At 64.4% G+C, this 11367-nt stretch carries 16 protein-coding genes; all 16 read right to left on the bottom strand.

From position 1 onward, the window contains the following. Positions 1-8: 8 nt before the first annotated feature. Positions 9-413: a phage tail assembly chaperone gene (locus AC3WMA_RS16005; protein ID WP_492286361.1), complete on the bottom strand. Its 405-nt coding sequence runs from the start codon at positions 411-413 to the stop codon at positions 9-11. Then, positions 299-763: a phage-derived protein YdaY family protein gene (locus AC3WMA_RS16000; protein ID WP_492286360.1), complete on the bottom strand. Its 465-nt coding sequence runs from the start codon at positions 761-763 to the stop codon at positions 299-301. Before AC3WMA_RS16000 ends, AC3WMA_RS16005 begins: the two co-directional genes overlap by 115 nt. After that, positions 760-948 carry a hypothetical protein gene (locus AC3WMA_RS15995; RefSeq protein ID WP_492286359.1) on the bottom strand — a complete coding sequence of 63 codons (189 nt, stop codon included), beginning with the start codon at positions 946-948 and terminating at the stop codon, positions 760-762. The genes AC3WMA_RS16000 and AC3WMA_RS15995 overlap by 4 nt, the downstream gene beginning before the upstream one ends. A gap of 3 nt (positions 949-951) precedes the next feature. After that, entirely contained in the window at positions 952-1875 is a 924-nt protein-coding gene (locus AC3WMA_RS15990) for a phage tail tube protein (RefSeq protein ID WP_492286358.1), read from the bottom strand. A gap of 27 nt (positions 1876-1902) precedes the next feature. Next, complete coding sequence (locus AC3WMA_RS15985) at positions 1903-2304, bottom strand: hypothetical protein (protein ID WP_492286357.1); 402 nt, start codon at positions 2302-2304, stop codon at positions 1903-1905. After that, positions 2304-2903, bottom strand: a complete 600-nt coding sequence (locus AC3WMA_RS15980; RefSeq protein WP_492286356.1) for a hypothetical protein — start codon at positions 2901-2903, stop codon at positions 2304-2306. The genes AC3WMA_RS15985 and AC3WMA_RS15980 overlap by 1 nt, the downstream gene beginning before the upstream one ends. Then, complete coding sequence (locus tag AC3WMA_RS15975; protein ID WP_492286355.1) at positions 2903-3268, bottom strand: hypothetical protein; 366 nt, start codon at positions 3266-3268, stop codon at positions 2903-2905. Before AC3WMA_RS15975 ends, AC3WMA_RS15980 begins: the two co-directional genes overlap by 1 nt. Then, entirely contained in the window at positions 3268-3867 is a 600-nt protein-coding gene (locus tag AC3WMA_RS15970; RefSeq protein ID WP_492286354.1) for a hypothetical protein, read from the bottom strand. Before AC3WMA_RS15970 ends, AC3WMA_RS15975 begins: the two co-directional genes overlap by 1 nt. A 1-nt stretch (position 3868) precedes the next feature. After that, positions 3869-4258 (bottom strand): hypothetical protein, encoded by a 390-nt coding sequence (locus AC3WMA_RS15965; protein WP_492286353.1) that lies wholly within the window; start codon positions 4256-4258, stop codon positions 3869-3871. A 64-nt stretch (positions 4259-4322) separates the two neighbouring features. Further along, on the bottom strand, positions 4323-4814 hold the full coding sequence (locus AC3WMA_RS15960) for a hypothetical protein (RefSeq protein ID WP_492286352.1): 492 nt from the start codon (positions 4812-4814) through the stop codon (positions 4323-4325). A gap of 91 nt (positions 4815-4905) precedes the next feature. Beyond that, positions 4906-6378, bottom strand: coding sequence for a phage major capsid protein (locus AC3WMA_RS15955; protein ID WP_492286351.1), 1473 nt, complete (start codon positions 6376-6378; stop codon positions 4906-4908). A 94-nt stretch (positions 6379-6472) separates the two neighbouring features. Next, the gene (locus tag AC3WMA_RS15950) at positions 6473-7150 is read right to left on the bottom strand and encodes a head maturation protease, ClpP-related (RefSeq protein ID WP_492286350.1); all 678 of its coding nucleotides are present in this window, start codon (positions 7148-7150) and stop codon (positions 6473-6475) included. A gap of 12 nt (positions 7151-7162) precedes the next feature. Beyond that, the gene (locus tag AC3WMA_RS15945; protein WP_492286349.1) at positions 7163-8461 is read right to left on the bottom strand and encodes a phage portal protein; all 1299 of its coding nucleotides are present in this window, start codon (positions 8459-8461) and stop codon (positions 7163-7165) included. Then, a complete protein-coding gene (locus AC3WMA_RS15940) occupies positions 8458-10182 on the bottom strand; it encodes a terminase large subunit (RefSeq protein ID WP_492286348.1) in 1725 nt (574 codons plus the stop codon). The genes AC3WMA_RS15945 and AC3WMA_RS15940 overlap by 4 nt, the downstream gene beginning before the upstream one ends. Then, positions 10182-10880: a helix-turn-helix domain-containing protein gene (locus tag AC3WMA_RS15935; protein ID WP_492286347.1), complete on the bottom strand. Its 699-nt coding sequence runs from the start codon at positions 10878-10880 to the stop codon at positions 10182-10184. The genes AC3WMA_RS15940 and AC3WMA_RS15935 overlap by 1 nt, the downstream gene beginning before the upstream one ends. An 83-nt stretch (positions 10881-10963) precedes the next feature. Next, positions 10964-11293, bottom strand: coding sequence for an HNH endonuclease signature motif containing protein (locus AC3WMA_RS15930; RefSeq protein WP_492286346.1), 330 nt, complete (start codon positions 11291-11293; stop codon positions 10964-10966). Between the last annotated feature and the right edge of the window lie 74 nt (positions 11294-11367).

The following is an 11367-nucleotide window of genomic DNA, read 5'->3' as shown; positions in this document are numbered from 1 at the left end:
AATCCGGATTAGCGGGAAGGCGGCGGCTGCTTGGCCACAAAGTCGATGAACTCGGCATCGAGAGCCTCGACGATCGCCTGCAGCCTCTCAAAGGCGTCGATATCTTCGACGCCGTAGCGTTGAGCCCAACGATCGACGGCCGAGAACGGGATGCGCCCGACGCCGCCGAAGACACCGACCGGCCGCTCGCCGGTCAGCATCCAAAAAGCGTCGAGATACCAGTCGAGGCCATCGTCGAGATCCGGCTTCTTTACTAGCGAGGGCGGAACGAAGCCGGTCTCATCATCGATCTGGTCGACTAGGAAGCTTTCCTTGTCGCCCCACTGGAGCTGCCAGCGGAGGACTTCGACGAGTTTCCCAGATCGGATTCCGTCGCGGTTTCCTTGTCCTCGGCCACGACGTTGGCGGCCCACAGAGCACCGCTGCGGAACACGGTGAACCGCGGATCGGTGATGTATTCCAAGGCCTGCTCCTTGGAATAGGGGATCGGCTGATCCTGCTCGTCCTCGATGCCGTCCCAATCCAGCAAGAGCACACGATGCAGGACCGCGTCGGTGATCCGATCCTGATCCTCCGGATCGATACGGCCACGAATGCGCTTCTGCCGCGGGACCTGCTCGATCAGCGACGAACGGAGCTTGCGGGCGTCGGCGCAGTCGGAGCCGCGCACCTTCAGCCGCACGCCCGGCAGCTCCGGAATATCGGACACCCACGCGCCGATCTCGCGCTTGGTCGGGTCGATCGCGATCGACGACATCTTCATGACTGCTTCTCCTGGCCGGAACGGGCCGGCGGTTTGAGCTTGTTGAGGGGTTCTTCGGCCAGGCACTTGGCGATCAGCAGATCGGCATAGGCCTCGTCGAGCGACGGCGTCTCGCCGATGACGAAGCTGCGCTTCACGCCATCGGGATAGCCGTCGAAATTGGCGATGATGACGACCGTCTTCATCGATCAGGCCACGTTTCGCGTGATCTTGATCGAGCAAGCCTCGGTGGTGTCGTAGAGCGCTCGATACGGGATCGAGACCATGACGTCGTCGTTATTGCCGCCGACGCGACGCTCGCCATCGCCGAAGCGGATCTTCGGCAGGAGGATGGTGTACTTCTGATTGGCGGTATTGCCGATCGCGAAGCTCAGAGCGCCGGACCCGTGATCGAGCACCGACTGGTAGAGCGCGTTCGACTCGAAATAGGCCTCGATCGTCCCGGTAAGATCGAAGCGGCCGATGCCGAACTCGTTGCTGTACAGGGTGCCAACCTCGGGACGCTCCCGCAGGTTGTTGGCGACGGCCAGGGTCAGCGAGCGAACCTTCGCAGAGCTGCCGGCGACAGTGAGCGCCGCCACCGATTTCGATGCCGTCAGGATCTCGTTGGTGTTCGGCGCCGTATAGGTGGCACCGGCGATGATGGCGGTCGCCAGCGTTTCCTTGCGCGCCAGCCAATCGAAGCTGAGAGCGGCTTTCTCCCGCGCCGTGAGCGAGAGACTGCCTCCGCCCAGGACCGCACCGGTGAAGCGCGAAAAGCTATCCGTGGCGCCGAGCTCGAGCGTCTCCTCGATCGTGAAGCTACGGCGAACGCCGCCGTTCTTCAGCACGTCGCTCGCCCAGGTTCCGCAGAGCAGGGCTTCGAGCCAATCGTCGAACGTGCCGTAGCTGAGTTCCGCGGCATAGTTCCCGCCGGCACCGAGGCCCAGCAGGAACTCGTCGCGGACGTTGCGATCGGCCTGCCGCTCATCGGACGTGCCGGTCTGCTTGTTGGTCCGCAGCCCGCCCGTCGTCACGCGCGCGGTCTTGAAGCTGGGCGTCGCGGGTGTGGTGTCGAACGCGGTTTCGGCGACATAGGCAACGCGAACCTCGCTGCCGGATGCGAAGGGCATGGTCGATCTCCTGCGATGTAGGGAGGGTCAGGCGAAGGTGTCGAAGTCGTAGGGGACGGCGAACGCCGCCTTGAAGTTGCCCGCGTCATCGTTCCGGTCGTCATAGACAGGCGACGAGGGCGCGTAGCAGCGGACACCCTCAAAGCGGGCGTTTCGCATGAGGATGCGCAGGGACAGTGCGATGCTTCCTAGTTTCTCAGTCCCGGAACCAGCCCGCACCACGATGACGAAGCGGATGGCGCCTTCCTCGCGAAAGACATTTCCACCTGGCGCGCCAAAGGAGGCTTGTTCCTCCGTCGCAACCGGAAACTGGACCGCCACAAACGGCGCCGCCTTGGGTACGGGCTCATTCGGGAAGTAGACTGCCGCATCATCGAACTCGGCGGCGAGGAATGCCTTCACGGCTGCCAGAACCTGCGGACTGGCCATCAGAGCAACCTCACCACGATGGCCGGCTGACGATCGCCTTGCCCTTCCTTGCCGCGCCCGTTCAACAGGCTGCGATAGGTGAATTTGACCAAAGCGATATTGCCGAAGCGGCGCGATGCCATGACCGCGACTGCCTGATAGACCCCGTCCGGGGCCTGGTCTGACTGGCCGCGCTCGATCTTGCGGGCGTAGGGCACCGTCGAGAGGAAAACCCACTCGTCAGCCTGTACAGACGGGTCGAATTTGCTGACGGGCGCGCCGTCGGCGTAGAGCTGATGGGAATCCTGATATCTGCCGGTCAGGACAGGCGAATGCTCCACGAGCAGGCGACCGATGTAATCGAAGACGTCGAGCCTGATATCGAACTCGATGACGATCACGCCGCGATCAGGGTTCACTGCTGAAAACGGAGCGCCGCGGACGCGGTCGACGATCTGCTCGTAGCCCGGCACAACACCGAGGATTTCGCGGTTCTGCGCCTGCGCTTCGGCGAGAGCCTGCGCAGCCGCGTCCGCGATCAGGCCCTTGCGCGCCTCCGGCGACAGCGCGCCATCGACATGCAGCTTCAGTTCGCGGGAAAACGTGTTGAGCCGAGCCATCAGGCGAGCCCCAGAATAATGCCGTCGAAGCGGACAGCCTCGCCGCCCATGAGCACCGGCTGCACAATCTCGATCTTCCGCTCGGCACCACCAACGATCAGAAAGTCTCCCGCAGTCGGGACCCGCTCGCCGCCGGCCGCTCCGGGCCAAGCCGGTGAGGTCAAAGCGGTGGGCGAGAGGATGAACTTGCTATCGGTCGCCTTGACGCCGCCGACGATCTGATCGGGCGAAAGCCCCCGCACGAATGCGCGAAGAGGCAAGTCTATCGCCGTGTCCGACGCTGGCACGTATCGGCGCAGCAGCGCCGGCGTTCCATGCGCGGCGATCTGCCGGTCGAGCGCGGCAACGGCTTGAGCCGGGGTCATCAGATGGTCATCACGCGGAGGCCGCCGAGCAGGGTCTCGACGGCGCGGCTCGTCGCGGACGGCTTGTCGTTACCACCGACGTCGAATTCGAAGGAGCCGACACCCTCGACGACTTCCTTTTTCAAGGCTGCGTCGCGGCCAAGTTGCGTGGCCATCTCGCCAACGCGGAGCTGAACGGCAACCTTGATCCGGCTCGGTATGTCTTCGTACCCGGCCCGATATCTCACACGGACGTCTCCCCCCGAAGGCCAGTGCGCCGCGGGGCATACGCGACTTGCAGAAACCCAATAATCGGAGTGTTGGAGCTCGACGGCTGCGCCAGTGGAATCGCGGTAGCCGATCGACTCGACTTCAACGATGGGCGGAAGAGGAAGACTGATGGCGCCGCATGCCGGGAACGCTGGCATTTGGAGCTCGATCAACTGCATCCCGATGGCTCGGCCGAGCCAACCTGTCGGGCCATCGAGTTCTTCGGTCGCCGCGGCGACCAGAACGTTGATTACCTCATCAGATAGCTCACCGAGCGCGGGCAAGCCCGCCCGCGCTTCGGCTGCAGTCATGATGGGCTGAGGCGCGTCTATGACGACGATGCGAGGCATATCAGGCCTGCGGCGCCTCGATACCGGCTTCCTTGAGCGCAGTGAGGATCTGATCCTCGGTCGCGCCGTCCGCGATCTGCACGCCTTTCTCGCTGGCGAGCGCGAGCAAATCCTCGACACGCTGCTGGGCGTCCAGGGCATCCTGACGCCCCGTATCGAAGGCAGCTTCGGCCGCCTTACGCTCGGCAGGCGTCTCATTGGTGATATCGACAGCCACGCTGCGCTTCACCCAACGATGCAGGAAGCCCTCGGCCCAGTCCTTGCTGACACCATGTCCAAGCGCTTTCGAAACGCCGGAGAGGGTCAGGCTCGAGCCGGCCTCGAAGCGTGGACCCTTGCCGCGCCCGCCGGTGTCATAGACCTGATCGCTCAGGAAACGGATCTTGTTCACGAGGATGTACTCCTGATTGCTGGAGCAGCAGCCGCCAGCCCATCAGGCTGGCGGCGCGCAGTGCTCAGTTGACGATGGCGGGCAGGGCGGCGAGGGCGCCTTTCGTCTTCGCGCCGAAAAGCAGGTAGGTGACCGTCACGGTCGCCGCGGTCGCGTCGCCGGTACCGGCGCGGATGCAATCAAAGCCGCCGTTGACGTCGAGATCCTCGGCCTTGACCTCGATCGCGTACATCAGGTTCTTGGAGTTGGTGTTGTCGGTGGTGAAGGTGTTGCTCGCCACCGCGAACTCGGCCAGCGCGTCGGCGGCGGCCGTGTCGAGATTCCGGAGTGCCTTCGAGAATCCCAGCGGCTTCTCGCCACTGCCACCGACGGAGGTCGCCTGCTTCAGCGTGATCGCCGAGCCGGTGACGGTCGTGGCGTTCTTCACGGAAACCAGCACGAGCACCCGCTCGAAGTTCTTGAGCGAAATATAGCGGGGGACCGAGGTCGAGGGCACGACGCCGAGCAGGCCCTCCACGATCTTCACCTGCTCGGTGAGATTGGCATTCAGGTTCATGACGAAGCTCCTTCAGAGCGATGAATCGGGGCAGGAGTTGGCGGCTCAAGTCGCGGCAGACCACCGGCGCGGGAAGCGCCGGCGGTCGTGATCAGCGCGCCTCGAGGACGACGAAGGGCGACTTCGTGCTGGCACCGTCGCGCGGGGAGATCGGTGCCGCCCACCAGGGCTGGCCTGCGATCCGCATGGTGAACCGGTAGGCAACCATGTCCTGATCGAACCAGAGATGGATCGATACATCGGAGCGGATGCCGTTGGCGTCGCGCCCGTTGCCGGTCTTCGTCGCGGTGAGGTACTGACTGAGATCGACCAGCATGACATCGCCGACGTCGCCGATCTGCGCGGCGACCTCGTGCGGAATGACCGGCCGACCCCAGAGGGTGCCGTACATCGCGCCCGACACACCGCCTGGCGGGAGATAGACCGGCTGATTGGCGAGCGTCATCAGCGGCAGCTTGGATTCGACATCCGAGTGCATGAGCCAGGCGGCATTGCGGCGGGAGTTCGCGGGCAGCCGACCCCACATATTGGCGAGGTTCTGGACGTTGACCGTATCCGCCGACTGGCCCGATTCCTTCGAGACGGTGACCAGCGAAGGAGCATTGAGGAAGCCGAGCGGCATCCCGACGCCGGTTCCGCGCACGATGGCATCGGACACCTTGAAGTCCATCTTCTCCGGCACTTTCCGGCTCAGATAGGCCCCCATGGCCGGGGCGTCCTCGAGCAGCTCCTCCGTGACCGGGACGAGCGTGGCGAGCGTGTGCAGCTTCAGGGTCGTCTCCCCGAGCGCCGGCTTGGACTGACCCTTCACACCCGCTTCCGCCGTCCAGTAAGACTGGATGCCGCCCGAAGTCTGCCAGGGCGTGGTCTCGTCCGTGGGCAGCGTCAATGTGTTGCTCGACGACTGCATGCGATCGGTGCGCGCAAGCAGGCTATCCTCGCCGAAAACCTTCGACAGAATCTCGTTGCGGAAATCCGGCGGCACGAGAAATCCGCCGTCAGCACCGGCGCCTTCGTTGCCGTAGGTGGTCGGAGCGGCATTGCGCAGGCGGGCGTCGAGATCTCCGCCAGCGCGCATCGAGGCCAGGCGAACCGAGTTGGCGAAATCGCCGAGATGGCGGAAGCCACCATTGCCGCCAGCGGTGGCGCGGGGCTGCGCGGGAGCCCTGGGTGCGACCTGGCGCTGCTGGTTCGGCTGCGGCGCGGCATTGCGCAGGGCCTGCGGATCGTCACCCTCGATCGGATCGGGCTCGGTGGCCCGTCCGCGCGGTGAGGTGAGTAGAGCGTTCTGGGCCGCCACCCGCTCCCTCAAGCCGATATCGCGCTCCAGCCCATCGAATTCGGCTGCAAGGCCGTCGACCTCGGTGCGCTCGGCGTCCGTCAGGTCGCGGCTTTCCGACTCGGCGCGAGCAAGGATCGCCGTCGAGGACTCCATCAGCGCCTGCTGGCGCTCCCGGGCCGCAGTGATGGTGGCATCGTCGCGCGCGGCGATGTGGCCATAGACCGGAGCGCCGGAGGCCAGCACGGCCAGGACGCTTGCCGGCACAAACAGGTGCTTCAGCATGCTCTTCATTTCCTCATGAAAAAGCCCGCCGGAGGCGGGCAGGTGGGCCGTGCCGGATGGCACTGTCTTCGGGGCGGGATGCCCCTCGGAGGGGTCAGACGCGCGAGCGCGTCAGGGTCGCCTGCATTTGAGCCAGACGCTGCCGGAACGCAGAGGAGTTTGGACGCTCGCCAAGCGTTGCCGGCGCATTGCGGAAGACATGCCGAGACGGATCGTATCGAGCCGCAACCTTCAAGTTCGCGACGACGGTTTCCGCAAAGCCGGCATCAACAGCTTCCTGCCCGTAGAACCAAGTCTCGGAGCGCATCCAGTCACGAACCTTTTCGATGCCGTTGGGCGTCCTGGACACATAGACATCGGCGATAGCTGCCGTATTCGCGTCGAGCCGATCCGCCATCGATCGGAAGGCCTCGGCATCACCCGCCGCCGCCCCCCAGGCGTTATGGATCATCACTGCCCCGGCTTCGGCGATGCGGATCTCGTTGCCAGCCATTGCGATGACGGAGGCGATCGAGGCGGCCCAGCCGTCGATATGGGTGATGACCCTAGCCGGGTGATCGACAAGGCGGCGATAGATCGCAAGGCCGGTGTTGACGTCGCCGCCCAGCGACGAGATGCGCAGATTGAGCACATCGACACTGCCGACCGCTGCAAGGTCTTCGGAGAATTGCTTCGCCGTTACGCCGCCGAACCACCCTTCGCCGACATCCTCATAGATTAGGATGTCGGCCTCGCGCTTGCCGCGGGCCTTGATGGAGAAACCGGAGCCCATGCGAGCTATCCTTCAGTCGGGCCGGCGCGTGGCCGAGTTGGCGGGGTCGGTTGGATCGACAGGCGCCTCGCCGCCGTCCGGATTGGCTCCGGCTGAGGCAGTCGTCGGCAACGGGGAGGGCACACCCTCGATCGCGCGGCGGAGCGTCTGCACGTTTTGCGAGACGAAGGAGACTTCGCCGTCCGGACCGATGCCGTTCATGTCCTCAAGCGCGAGGATCCGGTTCAGCGGAACGCCAAGTTCCATCAGCCCCTTGTAGAAGGCGATGCGGCTGACATTGTCGCCGCGCATCAGCGCCTGCAGGCTCATTTTCGTATAGAACCCTTGCCGGTTCCGGTCGCCGAAAAGCTTGTAGTCAGCCTCCTCTTCAAACACGCGGACCCAAGGCGTGACGGAATCCACCACGACTTCGATCGACTGATGCTCGATGTTGGAGAAGGTCGCGCGCAGGAGATGCATGACCTTGTGAGGCGGCGTGCCGAACCAGCGACAGATTTCCTCGACCTGGTGCTGGCGCGTCTCGATGAACTGCCCGTCGTCGGGATCAGAGCCGAGTTTCTTCAGCGTCATCCCGCCGTCGGCGATGAAGGTGCGTTTGCCTCGGGGGCCTTTGTAGAGGGCCTCCAGGTCCCTCTGCATGATTGCCTTCGCCTCCGGCGAAAGCTTGATGCTTGGCGGGACTTCGATCACCGAGGAAACGTTCATTCCCTCTCCGAAATAGGTCGATCCGAAGAGTTCTGTCGCCTGCGCCCATCCGATCGACTGCGCGGCATATTCGACTACGCCGTAGCCGACTGGTCCGTCGCCGAAACCCCGGATATGGAACATGTCGCGCGCAGGCAGCACAACGTTGCCCCCGCTGTTCCAGACCTCGTATTCGAGTTCGCCGCTCACAGCCCGGCGCACAGCAACTCGCTCTGGGTGGATCGGCCAAATGGCATAGGGCATACCGCGCGCGTCGCGCTCGATCTCGGCATAGGCATTGCCCCGCAGAAGGGCCATGCCCAGCATGGACTGGCGCCAGGCGAATGAGCCGTAATCGGCGCATGGCCGCTTGCTCAGGAGCCAATCGACCGGGTGCGTGCTCCCGACCTCGGCATTGCCCGCCGTCTTCACCATCACGTGCCAGGGCAGCTGCGCTACCGCCCGGGTGAGGTACTGGACGCAGGCCCAGACGGTTGCGTTCTTCAGGGCCGTATCGGCATCGACATACACGCCGGCAGAGGTGCGGCCGGTCGAGATTATGCGCGAAGTGGTCGGCTGATTGCCGAACCCGGAGAACCGCGCCAAAAGGCGGCCGAACCAAGTCATGCTGCAGCCCCAGCCGCACGGCGTGCTATGATTTCGTAGACCGACATATTGACCCCGCTTGCTTGCGGATTGCGGCTCATCAGGTCGAATGCGTTGTAGAGCCCGATGACCGGGTCGATCTTCGCCGTGCCGGAGGCTTGCTTCGTGACCAGCACGGCGGAGCCCTTCAATTCAGAACGGCAGTTGCTGACGCACCAAGCCATCATGGGGCGGGCTCCGTGCTTCAATGTTCCATCCTTCAGCTTGCGAGCAGCGCCTTTGATGACGCCGGAGAGGCGATAGCCCTGCGGAACTGCCGCGATGCAGTCGTCGGGGATCTCCCGGAGCGTCAGTTCGTCGACAATCGCGGCGATCCCGACCGCATCAACGCCAATACCGGCCTTCTCCGGCAGAAGGCCGGCCTTGTGGATGCGCTCGACGACCTCGGCGACGCCCGCAACGTCCGCATTGGCGCCGTCCGCCGTTTCGCGGATATCGACGAGCGTGAGATCGCCCTGCTGCTCGAAATCGAGGAGCCGCGGCGCGATTTCCTTGCGCAGAAGGAGCACGCCACGATCTGCCCAGGCATGACCCCAGTGATACCAGCGCTTCGTCTTCCGGTGTCGGCCGAGCACGGCGAGACCGAGAAGATCGTCGAGCCCGCCGCCGTCGATCCCAACCGTGCAGACCTCGCACTCGGCCAGGATGAATTCGAGGGTCGCAGCCGCCCTGCCGGCGCCTTCCCAATGGTCGGCGCCTTCCCAGCGGTTGCTGTGTAAGGCAAGGCCGATCTGAATATTCAGATGCTGCGATGCCCAGCGCCGCTCTTCCTCGTCGCCCATCTCGCGGGCGGTCGCGTAATCTTGCACCAGTACCGGAAGCGAGATGCTTCGGCCGAGATTAGGCAGCACCCGCGCCCAGTTCTCGACCTCGCGCCACGGCTTGGCGCCATCGGTCTGCATCGCCTCGGGGAACTCGTAGAGAACCGGGAGGACCGTGGTGTTCTGAATGCGACCATCACGAACACCGCGGGCATATTCGAGCTCGGCCTTAAAGGCGCCTGCGGGCGGCTCGTCCGACTGCGTCGTGATGATGATTCCGAAGGCTTCCTTGATCGCCGCTCGGGCTCCGCGCAACTGCCCGATGACGCGCGAGGTGTAGGCGACCTTGCCGAGCAGATGCAGCTCATCGAGCAGCCAACCCGCGAACTTACCTCCTGTGGCGACCTTCATATCGAAGGTCATCACCTTGAGCGTGGCGCCGGTGACGCGGTTGACCACCATCTTGAGGTGGTCCCGGACGTGCAGCAGGGTATCGAGATCCTTGTCGGCCGCGACCATGCCGGATACCGCGGCAAAGGCGAGCTCCGCGATCTCCTGCGTCGGCCCGAAGAGCGCGAATGCCGCGTTCGGGCGCTCGTTCATGAGCAACGCCGTTAACATGAGGCCGGCGCCGTTCGTCGTCTTCGAATTTTTCTTCGGCACCAGTAGGAAGACGCCTGGCACCTGGCGGATACCGGTGTCCGCGTCGATCGAGCCGAACACCGCGCGCACGACGTCGCGGAACCAATCCCCGACAGCCTCGCCAAGCGTGGGCTGCCCCGGAACATCGGGAAGGTGCAGCCGATCAAAGATGGCAGCAGCGCGGTCCGCTTCCATCTCATCGAGCGGGAGATGCGGGACGAGCGAGTGACCGGCGAGGAGAGTGCTCTCCCAGCCCGGTTGTGCGAAGTGATACGACATCAGGCGCGCTTAGGACGAACCAGCTCAGACCAGGGGCCGCGTGTCACGACGCCATGGGCATCGAGCTGCGCCTGCTCTTTCTTCCCGACCGGGTCGGTCGAGGGCGTTTCGGGCTTGCCCGCCGACTTGCCGCGAACCTCGTCCTGCAGTTTCTCCAAGCGGGCGCGGTCCATGATCGCTAGAGCTTCCCTTTGCGCAGCGACGTTGCCCTTCAGTGCCGTCCGATGCAGCGCGACCAGCATGTCGGCCCGCCTTCGAATGGCGCCGGTTTCAAGCTCATCCTTGAACGCGCGTCGCAATGTCGGCTCCGATAGGCCTATAGCGCGAGCAATCTGATCGATGGTCAGGCCGGAAGAGACGAGTACCGCGACTTTCTCGCGGTCGGCCCGCTCCGGATGGTAGACCTTGCGCCCCCCGCTTCCGGCGCGCTTCGGTTTGGCAGGCACCGGCTGCGGTTTAGGCATCTCCTCTGCCGCTGCTGCGAAGAGATTGCCGCCGGAGAGACGGTCCTTCAACTCCTCGACGAAGACCTTTCGCAGGGTCGGCACGCTGATGCCGATCGCCTCGGCGATGACGGGATGGCCGAGGCGCTCCGATGCCATTCGCCGCACGATCGCGCGCTGCTCGTCATCCGGCACGAAGGCCTTTCGGCCCGCCTTCGATTCTTTCTTTCCGCCGTTGGAAATTCCGTCGACCAAGAAAAAAAACTCCGAATGACACCACAGCCGGTGCGGGGCTCCTATCGGCCCCAGACTTTCGACCACCCCCCCCTGGTCGCGGGTCAGACGGCCCGCTGCCCGCGTCGACCGCGCTCGCGCGCCGTCTTCCGGTTGTGGCAGGCCGTGCACATCAACATGATGTTGGACGGGTCGAGGTCGGCGCCGCCGTCGCTGCGCTCGACGATGTGGTCACCGATCAGGCCGCGATGGTTGCCGCTGCAGTCCTTCCTGCAGGTAGGCACTTCGCAGACGTAACCACGCTGAATCTTGATCGCATGGACCAGGGCACGCCACGCCGTCGACTCGTAGAATGGATCAGCGATCTTGACGGGCACAGAGATACGGGGAGGGAGGCTGGACACCCTCGACGGCAGCGCCTTGAGACGTCCCACGTACACCCCTCAACGACAACGCCCGGAGGCCGTGTGGCGGCTCCGGGCGCGATTCGTGCTGATATCTATTTGAG

The sequence above is a fragment of the Allobosea sp. FW305-C-101 genome (genome assembly GCF_058783685.1).
The sequence above is the reverse complement of the archived record's forward strand: the minus strand, read 5'-3'. Positions and strand labels throughout refer to the sequence as shown.